Source organism: Pseudomonas sp. N-137 (assembly GCF_034555295.1).
In the GTDB taxonomy this organism is placed as follows: Bacteria; Pseudomonadota; Gammaproteobacteria; order Pseudomonadales; family Pseudomonadaceae; genus Aquipseudomonas; species Aquipseudomonas rhizophila.
The window spans coordinates 24,358-43,485 of record NZ_JAXUDQ010000019.1; the positions used below are offsets into that span (position 1 = coordinate 24,358).

The following is a 19,128-nucleotide window of genomic DNA, read 5'->3' on the forward strand; positions in this document are numbered from 1 at the left end:
CCTCAGAAGCCGATTGGGGTGCGGGTGTGCCAGTCAGTGTTCAACTGATACTGGTGCGCCACATTGAGCAGGCGGCCTTCCTGGAAGTACGGCGCGAGCAACTGCACGCCCACCGGCAGGCCATCGACGAAACCGGCCGGCATGGACAGGCCCGGCAAGCCGGCGAGGTTGGCGGTGATGGTGTAGACGTCTTCCAGGTACTCAGCGACCGGGTCGCTGCTCTTGGCGCCGAGTTTCCAGGCCGGGTTCGGCGTGGTTGGGCCAAGGATGATGTCGACCTCGTTGAAGGCGGCCATGAAGTCGTTCTTCACCAGGCGACGGATTTTCTGCGCCTTGAGGTAGTAGGCATCGTAGTAGCCGGCGGACAGCGCGTAGGCACCGACCATGATCCGGCGCTGCACTTCGGCGCCGAAGCCTTCGCCACGGGAGCGCTTGTACAGGTCCATCAGGTTGTCCGGATTTTCGCAGCGATAGCCGAAGCGCACGCCGTCGAAACGCGACAGGTTCGAGGACGCTTCCGCCGGGGCGATCACGTAGTACGCCGGAATCGCGTGCTGCATGTTCGGCAGGCTGATTGGCTTGATCACCGCGCCGAGCTTCTCCAGTTCCTTGATGCTGTTGTGGGTCAGCTCGGCGATGCGCGGGTCCAGGCCGGCGCTGAAATATTCCTTCGGCACGCCGATGCGCAGGCCCTGCAACGAGCCGTTGAGGCTGGCGCTGTAGTCCGGCACCGGTTCATCGATGCTGGTGGAGTCGTTCGGATCGAAGCCAGCCATGCCTTGCAGCAGGATCGCGCAGTCTTCGGCGGTGCGGGCCAGCGGACCGCCCTGGTCGAGGCTGGAGGCGTAGGCGATCATGCCCCAGCGCGATACGCGGCCATAGGTCGGCTTGAGGCCCGTGAGGTTGGTAAACGCCGCCGGCTGGCGAATCGAACCGCCAGTGTCGGTGGCGGTGGCGGCCGGCAGCAGGCGCGCGGCCACGGCGGCAGCGGAACCACCGGACGAGCCACCCGGTACGTGTTCCAGGTTCCACGGGTTTTTCACTGCGCCGTAGTAGCTCGACTCGTTGGCCGAACCCATGGCGAATTCGTCCATGTTGGTCTTGCCCAGGGTCACGGCGCCGGCTGCGGCCAGTTTGGCGACCACGGTGGCATCGTACGGGGCCTTGAAGTTGTCGAGCATCTTCGAGCCGCAACTGGTGCGGATGCCCTGGGTGCAGAACAGATCCTTGTGGGCAATCGGTGCGCCGAGCAGGGCGCCGCTCTCACCGTTGGCGCGACGGGCGTCGGCGGCCTTGGCCTGGCTCAGGGCCAGTTCTTCGGTGAGGCTGATGAAGCTGTTGAGCTGCGGGTCGAGCTGGGCGATGCGCGCCAGCAGGGCCTGGGTCAGCTCTTCGGAAGAAAACTTTTTATCGGCGAGTCCGCGGGCGATCTCGGCCAGGGTCATGTGATGCATGAGAGGCTCTTTCCCTTTAGTCGATGACTTTCGGAACCAGGTACAGGCCGTTTTCGACCGCTGGTGCGATGGACTGGTAGGCCTCGCGGTGATTGGACTCGGTCACGACGTCGGCGCGCAGGCGCTGGCTGGCTTCCAGTGGGTGGGCCAGGGGTTCGATGCCGTCGGTGTTGACCGCCTGCATCTCGTCGACCAGCCCCAGAATGCTGTTCAGGGCAGAAGTAATGTGTGGAAGATCGGCTTCATCGAGGCCCAGACAGGCCAGGTGAGCGATTTTTTCCACGTCGGAGCGTTCAAGCGCCATGGGATTCTCCAGTGGAAAACAAAACGGACGCAATCTGTCCGTGTGTTAGATTGTCGGAACACTACCGCATTTCTACGGTCCAGTGCCCTGTATCACAAATACTGTTCCTTTTTGACGGCCTCTATTGTCGTCAACAAAGGAACGTATCTGCGAAACAGGGCATTGGCCGCGATTTCGGGGTTTGGTGCACAGAAAAGCGGCCAATTTAACATATTGGCGCCTTGCCCAAAATCCCTGTCGTTGTTAGAGTTTGCCGCACTTTTTTACCCACGCGTTGCCTAGGGTCCCTTTCCCATGTTCAAGAAACTGCGTGGCATGTTTTCCAGCGATCTTTCCATTGACCTGGGCACTGCCAACACCCTTATTTACGTGCGCGAGCGCGGTATCGTCCTGAATGAACCCTCGGTCGTGGCCATCCGCACCCACGGTAACCAGAAGAGTGTCGTGGCTGTCGGTACCGAAGCCAAGCGCATGCTGGGCCGTACTCCGGGCAACATTGCAGCCATTCGCCCCATGAAGGACGGCGTGATCGCCGACTTCAGCGTCTGCGAAAAGATGCTGCAGTACTTCATCAACAAAGTTCACGAAAACAGTTTCCTGCAGCCCAGCCCTCGCGTGCTGATCTGCGTGCCCTGCAAGTCCACCCAGGTGGAGCGTCGTGCCATCCGTGAGTCGGCCCTTGGCGCCGGTGCCCGTGAAGTGTTCCTGATCGAAGAACCGATGGCCGCTGCCATCGGTGCCGGCCTGCCGGTCGAAGAGGCCCGTGGTTCGATGGTCGTCGATATCGGTGGTGGTACCACTGAAATCGCCTTGATCTCCCTCAACGGTGTGGTCTACGCCGAGTCCGTACGTGTGGGCGGCGACCGTTTCGACGAAGCGATCATCACCTACGTGCGCCGCAACTACGGCAGCCTGATCGGCGAATCCACCGCCGAGCGCATCAAGCAGGAAATCGGCACGGCCTATCCGGGCGGCGAAGTACGTGAAGTCGACGTTCGCGGCCGTAACCTGGCTGAAGGCGTTCCACGTGCCTTCACCCTCAACTCCAACGAAGTGCTCGAAGCACTGCAAGAGTCGCTGGCGACCATCGTGCAGGCGGTCAAGAGTGCTCTGGAGCAGTCGCCGCCGGAACTGGCGTCGGACATCGCCGAGCGCGGCCTGGTGCTGACCGGTGGTGGCGCGCTGCTGCGTGACCTCGACAAGCTGCTGGCCCAGGAAACCGGCTTGCCGGTGATCGTTGCCGAAGACCCGCTGACTTGCGTTGCCCGCGGCGGTGGCCGTGCATTGGAAATGATGGACAAGCACACCATGGATCTGCTCTCCAGCGAATAAGCCCGCCTGGATGGTCTATGTTGTTCGCTCCCCGGGCAGCACTTTGCAGTGCTGCCCGTTGACGTTTATCTTCTGTCATTCGTATCCAGGCCGGTTTGATGCCGTATGAATAAAGAAAACATTTGCCTGGGAGGAGCGGCTTATTAAACCGCTTTTCGCCAAAGGCCCCTCATTGGGTGTGCGCCTGCTGGTGCTGACCGTGCTGTCGGTCGCGCTGATGGTGGTCGATGCCCGTTTCACGCTGCTCAAGCCAGTGCGCAGCCAGATGTCGCTGGTATTGATGGAATCCTACTGGATCACCGATTTGCCGCAGCGCTTGTGGCAGGGTGTGGCCAGCCAGTTTGGCAGCCGGACCGAGCTGGTGGCCGAAAACGAAAAACTCAAGACCGAGAACCTGCTGTTGCAGGGACGCATGCAGAAGCTGGCGGCCCTCACCGAGCAAAACGTGCGGCTGCGCGAGCTGCTCAATTCCTCGGCGCTGGTCAACGAGAAGGTCGAAGTGGCCGAGTTGATCGGCATGGACCCTAACCCCTTTACCCATCGCATCATCATCAACAAGGGTGAGCGCGACGGTGTTGTCCTCGGCCAGCCGGTACTCGATGCTCGTGGCCTGATGGGGCAGGTGGTGGAGTTGATGCCCTACACCTCTCGCGTGCTGTTGCTGACCGATACCACCCACAGCATTCCCGTGCAGGTCAACCGCAACGGCTTGCGGGCGATTGCCAGTGGCACCGGTAATCCGGAGCGCCTGGAGCTGCGGCACGTCGCAGACACCGCCGACATCAAGGAAGGCGACCTGCTGGTCAGTTCCGGTCTCGGTCAGCGATTCCCGGCCGGGTATCCGGTGGCGACGGTCAAGGAGGTCATACACGACTCAGGTCAGCCGTTCGCTATCGTGCGTGCGGTGCCAACGGCTGCGCTGAATCGCAGCCGATACCTGCTGCTGGTATTCAGCGACAACCGCACCCCGGAAGAGCGCGCCAACGACGCCGCCGTGGCCCAGGAGGCCGAGGATCGGCAGAACATCGACTCGACCGCGACCCCGGTTACCCCGGCGACAGTCCCGGGCACAACACCGGCACCTGCCCCGGCTGCAACGACCCCGGCGCCAACGCCGGCCACCCAAGCCCCGGCGACTCAACCCGCAAGGCCCGCGGCCAAACCGCCTGTCTCCACGCCGGCCACCGCGCCAGCCACCAGGGGAGCACGAGAATAATGAGCAGTACACATTCCGGTAACGGCTGGATGGTCTGGCTGACGTTCGCCATCGGCCTGTTGCTCAGCGTTTCGCCGCTGCCACAATTCATGGAAATCCTGCGCCCGCTGTGGCTGGCGCTGCTGCTGGCATTCTGGGCGCTGGCGCTGCCGCACAAGGTCGGCATGGTCACCGCCTGGTGTCTGGGGCTGGCCGAAGACGTGCTTTATGGCACGTTGCTGGGGCAGAACGCGCTGATCCTGACGCTGATCACGTTCCTGGTGTTATCGCTGCAACAACGTCTGCGGATGTTCCCCATGTGGCAGCAGTGCCTGGTGATCCTGGTGATTTTCGGCCTGGCGCAGCTGGTGCAACTGTGGCTCAGCGCGCTGACCGGCAATCGCCAGCCGACCCTGGCGCTGGTGTTGCCGGCACTGGTCAGTGCCTTGCTCTGGCCGTGGGTCAGCTTCGGTTTGCGTGGCTTGCGCCTGCGTTTCAAAATCAACTGATTCGGTCAGGCATTGGCCCGCACCTTGAGAGGGAGATGTCTTGATGAAACCGCTTTACCTCGCCTCGGGCTCGCCGCGTCGGCGTGAGTTGCTCACGCAGATCGGTGTGCCATTCACCGCCGTCAGCGCAGACATCGACGAAACTCCCCTGGATGACGAAACCCCTTCGGCCTATGTCGAACGTCTGGCGCGCGGCAAGGCCGAGGCCGGGCGACGTGCTTTGCCCGCAGGCGTGGACGGCTGCGTGCTGGGTGCCGACACCGCCGTGGTGCTGGACGGGCGGATTCTGAGCAAGCCGCTGGATCAGGCCGACTCGATGGCGATGCTCTTGAGCCTGTCCGGTCGTGACCATGAGGTGCTGACCGCCATTGCGGTACTGGACGGGCAACGTTGTGAATCCCGTGTGGTGCGCAGCCGGGTCAGCTTTCGCTCCATCACTGAGCAACAAGCGCTAGCCTATTGGAACAGCGGTGAGCCCCGGGACAAGGCTGGCGGCTACGGTATTCAGGGCTTGGGGGCGGTATTCGTCGCCGGGCTTGAAGGCAGCTATTCAGCTGTGGTCGGCCTGCCGCTGTGCGAAACCTCGGAGCTGTTGGGCCATTTCGGCATACCCTGTTGGCAAACCCTGAGCGCGCGCTGAGCGCCGTCTGACTTGATGCGGCCATTATCGTGAACACGCCTGAACGAGACCCTGCCATGAGTGAAGAGATCCTGATCAACATCACGCCGATGGAATCGCGCGTGGCGGTGGTTGAAAACGGTGTTCTGCAAGAAGTTCACGTCGAGCGCACGCAAAAACGTGGGATCGTCGGCAATATCTATAAAGGCAAGGTGGTGCGGGTGTTGCCGGGCATGCAGGCGGCGTTCGTCGATATTGGCCTGGATCGTGCGGCGTTCATTCATGCCTCGGAAATATCCATGCGTGAAGGCCCGGCCGTGGAGAGCATCAGTGCCCTGGTTCATGAAGGCCAGAGCCTGGTGGTCCAGGTCACCAAGGACCCCATCGGTTCCAAGGGCGCGCGCCTGACCACGCAGTTGTCGATTCCGTCGCGCTACTTGGTGTACATGCCGCGTACCGCTCACGTCGGCATTTCCCTGAAGATCGAAGATGAAGCCGAGCGCGAGCGCCTCAAGCAGGTGGTCAGCGATTGCGTGGAGAAAGAGGGCATCAAGGAAGCTGGAGGTTTCATCCTGCGCACCGCCGCCGAAGGGGCCGGGGCCGATGAAATTCTCATGGACATCCGCTATTTGCGCCGGCTCTGGGACCAGATTGCCGATCAGATCAAGACCATCGCCACCCCCAGCGTGATCTACGAAGACCTCGGTCTGGCATTGCGGACCCTGCGGGACCTGGTCAGCCCCAAGATTGAGAAAATCCGCATCGATTCCCGGGAAACCTTCCAGAAAACCACCCAGTTTGTGGCGGAGCTGATGCCGGAAATCGCTGATCGTCTCGAGCATTACCCCGGCGAGCGGCCGATTTTCGACCTGTACGGCGTCGAAGACGAAATCCAGAAGGCCCTGGAGCGTAAGGTGCCGCTCAAGTCCGGCGGCTACCTGGTGGTGGACCCGGCCGAGGCCATGAGCACCATTGACGTCAACACCGGGGCGTTCGTCGGCCATCGCAACCTCGAAGAAACCATCTTCAAGACCAACCTGGAAGCGGCCACCGCCATCGCTCGTCAGCTGCGCCTGCGCAACCTGGGCGGAATCATCATCATCGACTTCATCGACATGGAGCATGAAGAGCACCAGCGCCAGGTGCTGCGGACCCTGGAGAAACAACTCGAGCGCGACCACGCCAAGACCAACATCATCGGGATCACCGAACTGGGCCTGGTGCAGATGACCCGCAAGCGCACTCGCGAGAGCCTTGAGCAGGTGCTGTGCGAACCGTGCAGCAGTTGCCAGGGCCGGGGCAAGCTCAAGACCCCGGAAACCGTGTGTTACGAAATCTTCCGGGAAATCCTCCGGGAGGCACGCGCTTACCAGGCCACAGGTTATAGAGTGTTGGCGAACCAGAAAGTGGTGGATCGCCTGCTCGATGAAGAGTCAGGGAACGTTGCGGAACTGGAGGCCTTTATCGGTCGCACGATTCGCTTTCAGGTGGAAACCATGTATTCCCAGGAACAATACGACGTGGTGCTGCTCTGAAGTGGCTTCATGAGCGGCAGCCCCGCGGATTTGAATACTTTTGCCAGGGGAGCCCGCTGACATGGAGCGTCTGACACGCATTTTGGCCGCGCTGACCCGTTGGGGCCTGGGCCTGTGCGCGCTGCTGTTGGTGCTGGTGGCACTGTATGTCAGCCTCGGGCGAGAACTGGCTCCGCTGGTGGCCGAATACCGCGCCGAGGTCCAGACCCGCGCCAGCGAAGCGTTGGGCATCCCCGTGCATATCGGCAGCCTGGACGGTAGCTGGAGCGCCCTGGCCCCCATCCTGCTGGCCCACGACGTGATGGTCGGCGAGGGCGCCAATGCCTTGCATCTGGATCAGGTGCGGGCCGTGCCGGACTTGTGGGGCAGCCTGGTGGCGCGTCAGGTGCGCATTGCTCACCTGGAACTCAGCGGCCTGAAGATCAGCCTCAAGGAAGACGCCGACGGCAAGTGGGCCCTGGAGGGGCTGCCAGTGCAGGACGATCAGCCCCTGGATCCCCAGCAACTGCTCGAACGTATGCAGATGATCTCGAAGCTGTCGGTGCTCGACAGCCAGGTGACCTTGCAGCCGCTGGAACAACCGCCGCTGACCCTGACCTATGTTGGCCTGAGCCTGCGCACCGGTGTTGCCCGTCAGCGTCTGGATGCCCGACTGACCCTGCCTGACGGCCAACCCGTCGCGATCAACCTGCGCACCCGTATCCGTGCCAGCGACTGGAAGAACGGCCAGGCCGATGTCTACCTGAGTCTGCCGCAAAGCGATTGGTCCAAATGGCTGCCGGAACGCCTGACCCGACAATGGCATTTTTCCCGGATCAAGGCTGGCGCAGAGTTCTGGCTGAGCTGGGGCGCGGGCACCGTGCAAAGCGCGGCCATTCGACTGAACGCGCCGGACATCCAGGGCGCCTATGCCGAGCGCAAGCCGGTGCAGATCCATAACCTGGCGCTCAACGGGTATTTCCAGCGCAGCGACCAGGGATTCAGCGCAACCTTCGATTCCCTGGCAATGAGCCTGGGCGAAACCCGTTGGGAATCGCGCCTGCAGTTGCAACAGAACAACGCCACCGAAAAAACCGAAGAACTCTGGCATGTGCAGGCTGATCGCCTCGACCTCACGCCGCTGACGCCGTTGCTCCATGCCCTGGCGCCGTTGCCCGAAGGCGTTGCCACGGCAATCGACCGGCTCAAGTTCACGGGCGGCCTGCGCAACGTGCTGGTGGACTACCGCCCGCAGAACAGCGGTGATCAGAAAGTCAGCTTCGCCACCAACCTGGACACCGTAGGTTTTGATGCCTATCGCGGCGCCCCGGCGGCGCGCAACGTGTCCGGGAGCCTGAGCGGCGACCTGGGCGGCGGTGAGCTGCGCATGGACAGCAAGGATTTTTCCCTGCACCTGGACCCGATCTTCGCCAAGCCCTGGCAATACTTGCAGGCTAACGCCCGGCTGACCTGGAAATTGGACAAGCAGGGTTTCACGCTGATTGCGCCGTACCTGAAGGTACTGGGGGAGGAGGGCCGGATTGCCGGTGACTTCCTGATTCGCCTGCATTTCGACCACAGCCAGGAAGACTACATGGACCTGCGGGTCGGCCTGGTGGATGGCGACGGTCGCTATACCGCCAAGTATCTGCCTGCTGTCCTGAGTCCTGCGCTGGATGAGTGGCTGCGCACGGCAATCGTCAAGGGCGCGGTGGATCAGGGTTTTTTCCAGTATCAAGGTTCGCTGAACCACGGTGCCGAAGACGCGGCTCGCAGCATCAGCCTGTTTTTCAAGGTGCATGATGCCGAGCTGGCCTTCCAGCCGGGTTGGCCTTCGGTGAGCAAGGTCAGCGGGGATGTTTTCGTCGAAGACAGCGGCGTGCGTATCTTTGCCAGCCAGGGGCAGTTGCTGGACACCCAGGTCAGGAATGTTTCGGTGAACATCCCCCATGTGCCCAGCGGCCAGAATTCCCATCTGCTGTTGGACGGCGAGTTCGCCGGTGGCTTGGGCGACGGTTTGAAAATCCTGCAGACGGCGCCGATCGGTACGGCGCAGACATTCGCCGGCTGGGAAGGCGAGGGCGACCTGCAAGGCAGTGTGAAGCTGGATATTCCTTTGGCGAAAGGCGAACAACCGAAGATTCTGGTGGACTTCAAGACCGACAAGGCCCGGCTCAAGCTCAGCGAGCCGGTGCTGGAGCTGACGCAGCTCAAGGGCGATTTCCGCTTCGACAGCAACAAAGGACTGAGCGGCAAGAATATCGCGGCCCGAGCGTTCGACCGGCCCGTGACCGCGCAGATTTTTGCCGAAGGCCGTGCCGGTGAACTGACTACGCGGGTGGCCGCCTCCGGACAGGTGGAGGTCAAGAAACTCACTGACTGGCTGAAGGTTACACAACCATTGCCGGTGACTGGCGTGGTGCCGTATCAGTTGCAGGTGATCCTCGACGGTGCCGACAGCCAACTGTCGGTCAGTTCCAGTCTCAAGGGCGTGGCCGTGGATCTGCCCGCGCCCTTCGGGTTGGCGCCCGATGCCGGGCGTGACACGGTGTTTCGCATGACCTTGCAAGGCGCGGAGCGCCGTTACTGGGTGGATTATGGCGACCTGGCCAGCTTCACCTACGCGGCGCCGAACGGACAGGTTGCAGACGGTCGCGGTGAACTCTTGCTCGGTAACGGTGATGCGATTCTGCCGGGAGGCAAGGGCCTGCGCCTGCGCGGGACGCTGTCGCAGCTGGATGTGAGTCCGTGGCAGGAGCTGGTGGGCAAGTATGCGGGGCAGGATCCGGGCGGTAGCGCCAAACAACTGCTTAGCAGCGTCGATCTGAACATCGGCAAGCTCACCGCCATGGGCACGACCCTGGACCGGGCTTCGGTGCAACTGGACCGCAAGCCTGACGCCTGGGCTTTGCGACTTGCCAGCGAGCAGGCCAAGGGCACCGCCAGTCTGCCGGACGCGAAGGCCGCACCGATCGGTATCAAGCTTGACTACATTCGCCTGCCGGCCGCCGACCCGACGGTCCAGACCGACGAAAACGCGCCGGACCCGCTGGCCTCGGTCGATCCCCGCAACATTCCGGCCATGGATATTGTCATTGACCAGTTATTCCAGGGGCCCGACCTCATTGGTGCCTGGTCGTTGAAGGTGCGTCCGACAGGCAAGGGCATTGCCTTGAACAACCTGGACATGGGCCTCAAGGGCATGGTCTTGAACGGCAATGGCGGCTGGGAAGGCGTCCCCGGCTCCACCAGCAGTTGGTACAAAGGCCGCATCGGTGGCAAGAACCTGGCCGATGTGCTCAAGGGCTGGGGCTATGCGCCGAGCGTGACCAGCGAGAAATTCCGCCTGGACGTCGATGGTCGCTGGCCTGGCTCGCCAGCGTGGGTCGCCACGAAGCGCTTCTCCGGGAGTCTGGATGCGTCGCTGAGCAAGGGCCAGTTCGTCGAGTTGGAAGGCGGCGCCCAGGCGCTGCGGGTATTTGGCTTGCTGAACTTCAACTCCATCGGCCGCCGATTGCGCCTGGACTTCTCTGACCTGTTCGGCAAAGGCTTGAGTTACGATCGGGTCAAGGGGCTGCTGGTGGCGAGCGACGGTGTTTACGTGACCCGTGAACCCATCACCCTGACGGGACCGTCGAGCAATCTGGAGCTCAACGGCACACTGGACATGGTGGCCGATCGGGTCGACGCCAAGTTGCAGGTGACGCTGCCGGTGACCAACAACCTGCCGATTGCAGCGCTGATTGTCGGCGCGCCAGCGGTGGGTGGGGCGCTGTTTCTGATCGACAAACTGATTGGCGACCGTGTGGCGCGCTTTGCCAGCGTAAGATACGACGTCAAGGGGCCGTGGAAAGAGCCGAAGATTACCTTCGACAAGCCGTTCTGACAGGCGATGACATCCCCCTTGTGGGAGCGAGCCTGTGGGAGCAAAGCTTGCTCGCGATTGCGGTGTATCAGCCAGCCTATATGTTGGATGTACCTGCCTCATCGCGAGCAAGCTTTGCTCCCACAGCCGCCTCGAGCGAGGATAAAAAAGAGGGAAGCACCATGCCAGTGGCAGTGATTCAGATGGTCAGTCAAAGCGATGTGCTCGCCAATCTGGCCCGCGCTCGTGTGCTGCTGGAACAGGCTGCCGCTGGCGGCGCAAGGCTGGCGGTGCTGCCTGAAAACTTCGCGGCCATGGGCCGGCGGGATGTGGCGGACATCGGTCGTGCCGAGGCCTTTGGTCAGGGACCGATCCTGCCCTGGTTGAAACAGGCCGCCCGTGACCTCAAGTTATGGATTGTGGCCGGCACGTTGCCGTTGCCGCCGATGGAACAACCGGACGCCAGGGTGCATGCCTGCTCGTTGCTGATCGATGATCAGGGCCAGATTGTCGCGCGCTACGACAAGCTGCACCTGTTCGATGTGGACGTGGCAGACAATCGCGGTCGTTATCGCGAGTCTGATGACTATGCTTATGGCTACAACGTGGTAGTGGCCGATACACCTGTAGGGCGGGTTGGTCTGACGGTTTGTTATGACTTGCGTTTCCCGGAACTCTATAGCGAACTGCGCGCCGCCGGGGCTGAATTGATCACCGCGCCTTCGGCGTTTACCGCAGTGACTGGCGCTGCCCATTGGGAGGTGTTGATTCGCGCCCGGGCTATCGAGACCCAGTGTTATGTGCTGGCAGCCGCTCAGGGTGGGCTGCATCCAGGGCCACGGGAAACCTTTGGCCATGCAGCGATAGTCGATCCGTGGGGCCGTGTGCTGGCGCAACAGGATCAAGGCGAGGCCGTTTTGCTGGCCGAGCGCGACAGCAGCGAACAGGCGTCCATCCGGGCGCGTATGCCGGTGGCTAGCCATCGGCGCTTTTTCTCGCAGGGCGCTCGACAGCGGCCTGTCCAAGACGACGAATTCAAGGCGTAGAACATATGAGCGGGTTGTTATCCTCAGTCAGTGAACACCTTTTAGCCCCCGGTGGCGTCACCCTCGAAAGCCTGCAAGGGGTGCTGGGCGACCTGGCCGGCCCGGGCATCGATGCAGCCGACCTGTATTTCCAAGGGATGATCTCCGAGTCCTGGTCGCTGGAAGACGGCATCGTCAAGGAAGGCAGTTTCAACCTTGACCAGGGTGTGGGTGTGCGTGCCCAGTCCGGGGAAAAAACCGGCTTTGCCTACAGCAACGCCATCACCCTTGAAGCACTGGGCGCCGCAGCCCGTGCCGCTCGTTCGATTTCCCGGGCCGGGCAGAACGGCAAGGTACAGGCCTTCAGCAGCCAGGACGTGACGCAGTTGTATGCGCCGGACAACCCGCTGGAAGTCATGAGCCGCGCCGAAAAGGTCGAGCTGCTCAAGCGCATCGACGTCGCCACTCGCGCCCTTGATCCACGCATCCAGCAAGTATCGGTGAGCATGGCCGGGGTCTGGGAGCGGATCCTGGTGGCGTCCACCGACGGCGGTCTGGCGGCGGACGTCCGGCCGCTGGTGCGTTTCAATGTCAGTGTGATCGTCGAGCAGAACGGTCGTCGCGAGCGCGGCGGCCATGGTGGCGGCGGACGCACCGATTACCGTTATTTCCTCAGCGAAGATCGCGCCATGGGTTACGCCCGCGAAGCGCTGCGCCAGGCCTTGGTCAACCTGGAAGCGATCCCGGCGCCGGCCGGCACATTGCCGGTGGTGCTGGGTTCTGGCTGGTCCGGTGTGCTGCTGCACGAAGCGGTGGGGCACGGTCTGGAAGGCGATTTCAACCGTAAGGGCAGCTCGGCCTACAGCGGCCGCATGGGCGAAATGGTCGCTTCGAAACTCTGCACCATCGTCGATGATGGCACCCTGGCCGGGCGTCGCGGCTCCCTGAGCGTCGACGATGAAGGCACCCCGACCGAATGCACCACCCTGATCGAGAACGGCGTGCTCAAGGGCTATATGCAAGACAAGCTCAACGCCCGCCTGATGGGCGTGGCCCGTACCGGCAATGGTCGCCGCGAGTCTTACGCGCATCTGCCGATGCCGCGCATGACCAACACCTACATGCTGGGCGGTCAGAGCGATCCGGCGGAAATCATCGCTTCGGTGAAAAAGGGTATTTACTGCGCCAACCTCGGCGGCGGCCAGGTGGATATCACCAGCGGCAAATTCGTGTTTTCCACCAGTGAGGCTTACCTGATCGAAGACGGCAAGATCACTGCGCCGGTCAAGGGCGCGACCCTGATCGGCAACGGGCCGGAGGCGATGAGCAAGGTGTCGATGGTCGGTAACGATCTGGCGCTGGACAGCGGCGTGGGGACGTGCGGCAAGGATGGGCAGTCAGTACCGGTGGGTGTCGGTCAGCCGACCCTGAAGATTGATGCGATTACCGTGGGTGGCACGGGCGCATGACGGGAGCGCTGGGTGGAGTGCGAGGCCTCCACCCACGGTCGTTACTCAGCGCAGGCCGCGTTGGGTTTCGTCCAGCTCACGAATGTATTTGAAGATTTTACGGCTCGAGGCCGGTGGCTTGTTTTGCGCCAACTCGTGCTGGGCCTGACGGATCAGGGAGCGCAGTTGCTGACGGTCAGCCTCCGGGTAGTCGATGACGAATTTTTCCAGTACGCCGTCATCGCCTGCGATCAGGCGATCGCGCCAGCGCTCCAGGTTATGGAAGCGTTCGTTGTACTGCCGGGTAGAGGCATCGAGTTGATCGAGCAGAACCAGGATGGCGTCAGTGTCCTGGTCGCGCATCAGTTTGCCGATGAATTGCAGGTGCCGTTTACGCGCGATATTCGCGGTGTGCTTGGGCGCATCGGCCAGGGCCCGGCGCAAGGCGTCGGTCAGAGGCAGTTTGGCCAGCAAGTCAGGCTTGAGTGTTGTCAGGCGCTCGCCGAGGTCAACCAGAGCATGCAGCTCGCGTTTGACCTGGGATTTGCTTTTTTCACCCTCGTAGAGGGAGTCGTCGTAAGAATCAACCATGGTGGCAGTCCGCAAAGAAACGCCGCCATGATAACCAGTCGGGGGCCGCTTGTCCGGCCCGGTCGCACGAAGGCCTCAGGTTTGTACGCAAAGTCGCGAAGGCACTATTCGTACAAACCCTGACCGAAAGCAGAATTTGAGTGGAGATACACCATGAGTGCAGTTCAGAGCGTCGGCCCGCAAGCATTGCCGGCACTGCAGGAACAAGTCGAGCAGATCCTTGCCGAAGCCAAGCGACAGGGCGCCAGTGCGTGTGAGGTGGCGGTCTCTCTGGAACAAGGTTTGTCGACATCGGTACGCCAGCGCGAGGTGGAGACCGTCGAATTCAATCGCGACCAGGGGTTTGGCATCACGTTGTACGCCGGCCAGCGCAAGGGCTCGGCCAGCACGTCGGCCAGTGGTCCTGACGCCATTCGTGAAACCGTTGCCGCTGCGCTGGCGATCGCCCAGCACACCTCCGAGGACGAAGCTTCGGGCCTGGCCGATGCTGCGCTGATGTGCAAGGAACTGCGAGACTTCGACCTGTTCCACGCCTGGGACATCACCCCGGAACAAGCCATCGAGCAGGCGTTGCGCTGTGAAGCGGCGGCTTTCGACGCCGACCCGCGAATCAAAAACGCCGACGGCACGACCCTCAATACCCATCAGGGCTGCCGTGTATACGGTAACAGCCACGGTTTTATCGGTGGTTATGCGTCGACCCGGCACAGCCTCAGTTGCGTTATGATCGCCGAAGCCAACGGCCAGATGCAGCGCGACTACTGGTATGACGTGAACCGCCAGGGCAATCGTCTGGCAGATCCGGTGAGTATTGGCCGCAAAGCCGCGCAGCGGGCGGCCAGCCGCTTGGGTGCGCGGCCGGTGCCGACCTGTGAAGTGCCGGTGCTGTTTGCCGCCGAACTGGCCGGCGGGTTGTTTGGCAGCTTTTTGTCGGCGGTCTCCGGCGGCAATTTGTATCGCAAATCATCGTTTCTCGAAGGGGCACTCGGCCAGAAACTGTTCCCGGAGTGGATGACCATCGATGAGCGTCCGCACCTGATGCAGGCCATGGGCAGCTCGGCCTTCGACGGCGATGGCCTGGCCACCTACGCCAAGCCATTCGTGGAGAATGGCGAACTGGTGTCCTATATTCTCGGCACCTATTCCGGTCGCAAGCTTGGCATGCCCAGCACCGCCAATGCCGGTGGCGTGCATAACCTGTTCGTGACCCATGGCGAAGAGGACCAGGCAGCCTTGCTGCGTCGCATGGGCCGTGGCCTGCTGGTGACGGAACTGATGGGGCATGGCCTGAACATGGTCACCGGGGACTATTCTCGCGGCGCGGCGGGGTTCTGGGTCGAGAACGGCGAGATTCAGTTTGCCGTCCAGGAAGTCACCATCGCCGGTAACATGCGCGATATGTTCAAGCAGATCCTGGCGGTGGGTAACGACCTGGAACTGCGCAGCAACATCCGCACCGGCTCGGTGTTGATCGAGCGAATGACGGTAGCGGGTAGCTGACCTTCAGCGCAGTAAAAAAGGCGCGTCATCCAAGTGGATGACGCGCCTTTTTATATTTAGAGGAACCTTGTGGCGAGGGGATTTATCCCCGTTGGGGTGCGAAGCGCCCCATTCAAACTGCCTGACTCATCGCCGTGTCAGGTTTTGGGGCTGCTTCGCACCCCAGCCGGGATAAATCCCCTCGCCACAATGAATCTGCTTCAGAGCTTAAGGCTATTCGCCTTCATCGAAGTAGTTGTTGATCAGCCCCACCAACGCATCCAGCGCCTCCTGCTCCTGTTCACCTTCGGTTCGCAGATGGATTTTGGTGCCTTGGCCGGCTGCCAGCATCATCATGGCCATGATGCTTTTGCCATTGATCATTTTCTCGGGGTCACGGCCCACGAGGATCTCGCAAGGAAACTGACCTGCCACACCGACGAACTTGGCTGACGCGCGGGCATGCAAGCCCAGCTTGTTGATGATTTCAATTTCCAGAGCGGGCATCGCGATGTGAATCCTTTAGCTGAGGTCGCGGTGGCGAACCTGGACGTTCTTCAGGGACTGTTGCAGGAGCTGACCCAAACGTTCGGTCAGGTAGACGGAGCGGTGATGGCCACCGGTACAGCCAATGGCAATCGTGACGTAGGCGCGGTTGCTCGCGGCAAAGCGCGGCAGCCATTTGAGCAGGTAGCTGGAGATGTCCTGGTACATTTCCTCGACATCCGGCTGGGCGGCCAGGTAGTCGATCACCGGCTGGTCGAGCCCCGATTGTTCGCGCAGCTCCGGTTTCCAATAAGGATTGGGCAGGCAGCGCACATCGAACACCAGGTCGGCGTCTACCGGCATTCCGCGCTTGAAGCCGAACGACTCCACCAGAAATGCCGTGCCTGGCTCCGGCTGGTTCAGCAGGCGCAGCTTGATGGTGTCGCGCAGTTGATACAGGTTCAGGTGGGTAGTATTGACCTTCAGGTCCGCCAGGTCGGCGATCGGCCCCAGCAGTTGACTCTCGTCATGAATGGCTTCGGCCAGGGAGCGGCTTGCGTTGCTCAGGGGGTGACGCCGACGGGTTTCGGAGAAACGCTTGAGCAGCGTCTCCTCATCGGCATCCAGATACAGCACATCGCACTGGATGTGCCGATTGCGCACTTCCGCGAGCAGCTCCGGGAACCGCGACAGGTGGCTCGGCAGATTACGTGCATCGATGGAGACCGCCACCAGCGGTTGCGCCAGTTCGGTATGGATCAGGGCGCGCTCGGCCAGTTCCGGCAGCAGGCCGGCCGGCAGGTTGTCGATGCAGTAGTAGCCGCTGTCCTCAAGCACGTTAAGCGCCGTGCTTTTACCGGAGCCGGAGCGTCCGCTGACAATGATCATGCGCATGTTTAATGACCGTTCTGCTCGTCCAGGACAACCTGATACAAGGCTTCGTTGCTCGGCGCGCTGCGCAATTTCTCGCGCACTTCCTTGCGGTCCAGCATGCTGGCGATCTGGCGCAGCAGCTCAAGGTGCGCATCGGTCGCCGCTTCCGGTACCAGCAGTACAAACAGCAGGTCGACCGGTGCGCCGTCGATGGCGTCGAAATCTATGGGTGCTTCAAGGTGCAGCAACGCACTGATCGGCGCTGTACAGGCCTTGAGGCGGCAATGGGGAATGGCGATACCGTTGCCAAAGCCGGTGGAGCCCAGTTTTTCACGGGCAAACAGGGCCTCGAAGACATCCTGCATTTCCAGATCCGGTACCTCTCGGTGGATCAGGTTGGCAATTTGTTCGAGGGCTTTCTTTTTACTGCCACCCGGCACGTTCACCTGGGAACGGCCGGGGGTCAGGATGGATTCTAGTCGGATCATGGATTAGGGGGGTTAACGACCGGTCGCGCCCTGGAGGAGGCTCTGGGTCTTTTCCTTATGCTTTTTGAGTTGGCGATCCAGCTTGTCGGTCAGCAGGTCAATCGCGGCATACATGTCTTCATGCGCAGCATTGGCAACCACCTCTCCGCCGGGGATATGCAGCGTGGCTTCGATTTTCTGCAGCAGCTTCTCGACGTTCATCGTGACTTGCACGTTGGTGATCTTGTCGAAATGCCTCTCCAATCGTTCGAGTTTTTCGCCGATGTATTCGCGAAGAGGTTCGGTCACTTCCAGTTGGTGTCCACTGATGTTGACTTGCATACAGCTTCTCCTTCGTTGCCAGTGCATAAAGCGGCAGGCAGAAATGCCTGCCACTGGAACGCTGTGGCGTGGCCTGTTACATCAACCGCTTGCGTTCGCTCGAAGGTGCGATCCCGAGGGATTCACGGTATTTGGCGACGGTACGGCGGGCCACCTGAATGCCTTGTGCCTCCAGTAAACCAGCGATCTTGCTGTCACTCAACGGCTTTTTCTGATTTTCCGCGGCCACCAGTTTTTTGATGATCGCGCGGATGGCTGTGGACGAGCATTCACCGCCTTCGGAGGTACTGACGTGGCTGGAGAAAAAGTATTTCAGTTCATAAATGCCCCGGGGGGTATGCATGAATTTCTGGGTGGTCACCCGCGAAATCGTCGACTCGTGCATGCCCACTGCCTCGGCAATGTCGTGCAGGACCAACGGCTTCATGGCTTCGTCGCCGTACTCCAGGAAGCCGCGCTGATGCTCGACGATCTGGGTGGCTACTTTCATCAGGGTTTCGTTGCGGCTTTGCAGGCTCTTGATGAACCAGCGCGCTTCCTGCAACTGGTTGCGCATGAAGGTGTTGTCGGCGCTGGTGTCCGCGCGCTTTACGAAGCCGGCGTACTGGGCGTTGACCCGCAGCTTGGGCACCGATTCCTGGTTCAGTTCCACCAGCCAGCGGTCGTTGTGCTTGCGCACGATCACGTCGGGAACCACGTATTCGGGTTCAGTGGACTCGATCTGCGAGCCTGGGCGCGGGTTGAGGCTCTGGACCAGTTCGATCACCTGGCGCAGTTCATCTTCCTTGAGCTTCATGCGACGCATCAACTGGCTGTAGTCGCGACCGCCCAGCAAGTCGATGTAGTCGGTGACCAGTCGCTTGGCTTCGGCCAGCCAAGGCGTCTTGGCGGGTAACTGACGCAGTTGCAGCAGCAGACACTCGCCCAGGTTGCGAGCACCGATGCCGGCGGGTTCGAACTGCTGGATGCGGTGCAGGACGGCTTCGATTTCGTCCAGCTCAATGTCCAGCTCGGGGTCAAAGGCCTCGAGGATTTCTTCAAGCGTCTCGTCCAGGTAGCCCTGATTGTTGATGCAGTCGATCAGGGTCACGGCAATCAGACGATCGGTATCGGACATCGGCGCCAGGTTCAGTTGCCACAGCAAGTGGCTCTGCAGGCTTTCGCCGGTGGAGGTGCGGGTAGTGAAGTCCCACTCGTCGTCATCGCTGCTGGGCAGGCTGCTGGCGCTGGTCTGGTAGACGTCTTCCCAGGCAGTATCCACGGGCAGATCGTTGGGGATGCGTTCATTCCATTCGCCATCCTCAAGGTTATCCACCGTCGGAGCGGTTTCCTGATAGGACGGTTCCGGGATTTCGGTGTTGGTCTTTTGCTCGACGTTATCGGCCAGCGGATCGGTGTTGTCGAAGTCGTCGCCTTCTTCCTGGCGTTCGAGCATCGGATTGGACTCCAGGGCCTCCTGGATTTCCTGTTGCAGGTCCAGGGTCGACAATTGGAGCAGGCGGATGGCCTGTTGCAGCTGCGGTGTCATCGTCAGCTGCTGGCCCATTCTCAAGACTAGCGATGGTTTCATGGCTGGGGCTTAACACCTTATTCGCCGGCGCACATGCGCCATCCACTACAGGGCG

General features: G+C 61.4%; 17 protein-coding genes. 9 read left to right on the forward strand and 8 right to left on the reverse strand.

Going from position 1 to position 19,128, the window contains the following annotated elements:
- Positions 1-2: 2 nt before the first annotated feature.
- Together gatA and gatC are read right to left on the reverse strand one after the other, a co-directional pair.
- Positions 3-1,454 carry an Asp-tRNA(Asn)/Glu-tRNA(Gln) amidotransferase subunit GatA gene (gatA, locus tag T3A99_RS16450; protein ID WP_274090009.1) on the reverse strand — a complete coding sequence of 484 codons (1,452 nt, stop codon included), beginning with the start codon at positions 1,452-1,454 and terminating at the stop codon, positions 3-5.
- A 16-nt stretch (positions 1,455-1,470) separates the two neighbouring features.
- Positions 1,471-1,758, reverse strand: coding sequence for an Asp-tRNA(Asn)/Glu-tRNA(Gln) amidotransferase subunit GatC (gene gatC / locus T3A99_RS16455; protein ID WP_047228681.1), 288 nt, complete (start codon positions 1,756-1,758; stop codon positions 1,471-1,473).
- Between the two features lie 294 nt (positions 1,759-2,052).
- Here gatC and mreB point away from each other — a divergent pair, with 294 nt between their 5' ends.
- From mreB to tldD, 8 genes are all read left to right on the forward strand, one after another.
- Entirely contained in the window at positions 2,053-3,090 is a 1,038-nt protein-coding gene (mreB, locus tag T3A99_RS16460) for a rod shape-determining protein MreB (protein ID WP_002555108.1), read from the forward strand.
- Between the two features lie 142 nt (positions 3,091-3,232).
- Positions 3,233-4,306, forward strand: coding sequence for a rod shape-determining protein MreC (gene mreC, locus T3A99_RS16465; RefSeq protein ID WP_076383560.1), 1,074 nt, complete (start codon positions 3,233-3,235; stop codon positions 4,304-4,306).
- Positions 4,306-4,794, forward strand: coding sequence for a rod shape-determining protein MreD (gene mreD / locus T3A99_RS16470; RefSeq protein WP_047228679.1), 489 nt, complete (start codon positions 4,306-4,308; stop codon positions 4,792-4,794). The genes mreC and mreD overlap by 1 nt, the downstream gene beginning before the upstream one ends.
- Positions 4,795-4,837: 43 nt before the next feature.
- A complete protein-coding gene (locus tag T3A99_RS16475; RefSeq protein WP_274090008.1) occupies positions 4,838-5,434 on the forward strand; it encodes a Maf family protein in 597 nt (198 codons plus the stop codon).
- Positions 5,435-5,490: 56 nt separating this feature from the next.
- Positions 5,491-6,948, forward strand: a complete 1,458-nt coding sequence (gene rng, locus T3A99_RS16480) for a ribonuclease G (protein ID WP_047228677.1) — start codon at positions 5,491-5,493, stop codon at positions 6,946-6,948.
- A 61-nt stretch (positions 6,949-7,009) separates the two neighbouring features.
- Positions 7,010-10,813 (forward strand): YhdP family protein, encoded by a 3,804-nt coding sequence (locus T3A99_RS16485; RefSeq protein WP_274090007.1) that lies wholly within the window; start codon positions 7,010-7,012, stop codon positions 10,811-10,813.
- Between the two features lie 161 nt (positions 10,814-10,974).
- Positions 10,975-11,838 carry a carbon-nitrogen hydrolase family protein gene (locus T3A99_RS16490; RefSeq protein WP_322834578.1) on the forward strand — a complete coding sequence of 288 codons (864 nt, stop codon included), beginning with the start codon at positions 10,975-10,977 and terminating at the stop codon, positions 11,836-11,838.
- A gap of 5 nt (positions 11,839-11,843) precedes the next feature.
- Entirely contained in the window at positions 11,844-13,286 is a 1,443-nt protein-coding gene (gene tldD / locus T3A99_RS16495; protein WP_047228674.1) for a metalloprotease TldD, read from the forward strand.
- A gap of 45 nt (positions 13,287-13,331) precedes the next feature.
- Here tldD and yjgA read toward each other — a convergent pair whose 3' ends face one another.
- Positions 13,332-13,856 carry a ribosome biogenesis factor YjgA gene (gene yjgA, locus T3A99_RS16500; protein ID WP_003197830.1) on the reverse strand — a complete coding sequence of 175 codons (525 nt, stop codon included), beginning with the start codon at positions 13,854-13,856 and terminating at the stop codon, positions 13,332-13,334.
- Between the two features lie 153 nt (positions 13,857-14,009).
- Between yjgA and pmbA the strand changes: the two genes are divergently transcribed.
- Positions 14,010-15,356, forward strand: coding sequence for a metalloprotease PmbA (pmbA, locus tag T3A99_RS16505; RefSeq protein ID WP_047228673.1), 1,347 nt, complete (start codon positions 14,010-14,012; stop codon positions 15,354-15,356).
- A 213-nt stretch (positions 15,357-15,569) separates the two neighbouring features.
- On the opposite strand, the gene T3A99_RS16510 is transcribed toward pmbA, so the two are convergent.
- From T3A99_RS16510 to T3A99_RS16530, 5 genes are all read right to left on the reverse strand, one after another.
- Positions 15,570-15,842 (reverse strand): HPr family phosphocarrier protein, encoded by a 273-nt coding sequence (locus T3A99_RS16510; protein ID WP_047228672.1) that lies wholly within the window; start codon positions 15,840-15,842, stop codon positions 15,570-15,572.
- Positions 15,843-15,857: 15 nt separating this feature from the next.
- The gene (gene rapZ, locus T3A99_RS16515; protein ID WP_047228671.1) at positions 15,858-16,715 is read right to left on the reverse strand and encodes an RNase adapter RapZ; all 858 of its coding nucleotides are present in this window, start codon (positions 16,713-16,715) and stop codon (positions 15,858-15,860) included.
- Between the two features lie 2 nt (positions 16,716-16,717).
- Positions 16,718-17,182, reverse strand: coding sequence for a PTS IIA-like nitrogen regulatory protein PtsN (gene ptsN / locus T3A99_RS16520; protein ID WP_047228670.1), 465 nt, complete (start codon positions 17,180-17,182; stop codon positions 16,718-16,720).
- A 12-nt stretch (positions 17,183-17,194) separates the two neighbouring features.
- A complete protein-coding gene (gene hpf / locus T3A99_RS16525; RefSeq protein WP_047228669.1) occupies positions 17,195-17,503 on the reverse strand; it encodes a ribosome hibernation-promoting factor, HPF/YfiA family in 309 nt (102 codons plus the stop codon).
- A 76-nt stretch (positions 17,504-17,579) separates the two neighbouring features.
- Entirely contained in the window at positions 17,580-19,073 is a 1,494-nt protein-coding gene (locus tag T3A99_RS16530) for an RNA polymerase factor sigma-54 (protein ID WP_047228668.1), read from the reverse strand.
- Positions 19,074-19,128: the final 55 nt, after the last annotated feature.

What these genes read in the sequence shown, in the direction of transcription:
- gatA (WP_274090009.1), bottom strand. Translation starts at nt 1,454, where the DNA reads ATGCATCACATGACCCTGGCCGAGATCGCCCGCGGACTCGCCGATAAA.
- gatC (WP_047228681.1), bottom strand. Translation starts at nt 1,758, where the DNA reads ATGGCGCTTGAACGCTCCGACGTGGAAAAAATCGCTCACCTGGCCTGT.
- mreB (WP_002555108.1), top strand. Translation starts at nt 2,053, where the DNA reads ATGTTCAAGAAACTGCGTGGCATGTTTTCCAGCGATCTTTCCATTGAC.
- mreD (WP_047228679.1), top strand. Translation starts at nt 4,306, where the DNA reads ATGAGCAGTACACATTCCGGTAACGGCTGGATGGTCTGGCTGACGTTC.
- T3A99_RS16475 (WP_274090008.1), top strand. Translation starts at nt 4,838, where the DNA reads ATGAAACCGCTTTACCTCGCCTCGGGCTCGCCGCGTCGGCGTGAGTTG.
- rng (WP_047228677.1), top strand. Translation starts at nt 5,491, where the DNA reads ATGAGTGAAGAGATCCTGATCAACATCACGCCGATGGAATCGCGCGTG.
- T3A99_RS16485 (WP_274090007.1), top strand. Translation starts at nt 7,010, where the DNA reads ATGGAGCGTCTGACACGCATTTTGGCCGCGCTGACCCGTTGGGGCCTG.
- T3A99_RS16490 (WP_322834578.1), top strand. Translation starts at nt 10,975, where the DNA reads ATGCCAGTGGCAGTGATTCAGATGGTCAGTCAAAGCGATGTGCTCGCC.
- tldD (WP_047228674.1), top strand. Translation starts at nt 11,844, where the DNA reads ATGAGCGGGTTGTTATCCTCAGTCAGTGAACACCTTTTAGCCCCCGGT.
- yjgA (WP_003197830.1), bottom strand. Translation starts at nt 13,856, where the DNA reads ATGGTTGATTCTTACGACGACTCCCTCTACGAGGGTGAAAAAAGCAAA.
- pmbA (WP_047228673.1), top strand. Translation starts at nt 14,010, where the DNA reads ATGAGTGCAGTTCAGAGCGTCGGCCCGCAAGCATTGCCGGCACTGCAG.
- T3A99_RS16510 (WP_047228672.1), bottom strand. Translation starts at nt 15,842, where the DNA reads ATGCCCGCTCTGGAAATTGAAATCATCAACAAGCTGGGCTTGCATGCC.
- rapZ (WP_047228671.1), bottom strand. Translation starts at nt 16,715, where the DNA reads ATGCGCATGATCATTGTCAGCGGACGCTCCGGCTCCGGTAAAAGCACG.
- ptsN (WP_047228670.1), bottom strand. Translation starts at nt 17,182, where the DNA reads ATGATCCGACTAGAATCCATCCTGACCCCCGGCCGTTCCCAGGTGAAC.
- hpf (WP_047228669.1), bottom strand. Translation starts at nt 17,503, where the DNA reads ATGCAAGTCAACATCAGTGGACACCAACTGGAAGTGACCGAACCTCTT.
- T3A99_RS16530 (WP_047228668.1), bottom strand. Translation starts at nt 19,073, where the DNA reads ATGAAACCATCGCTAGTCTTGAGAATGGGCCAGCAGCTGACGATGACA.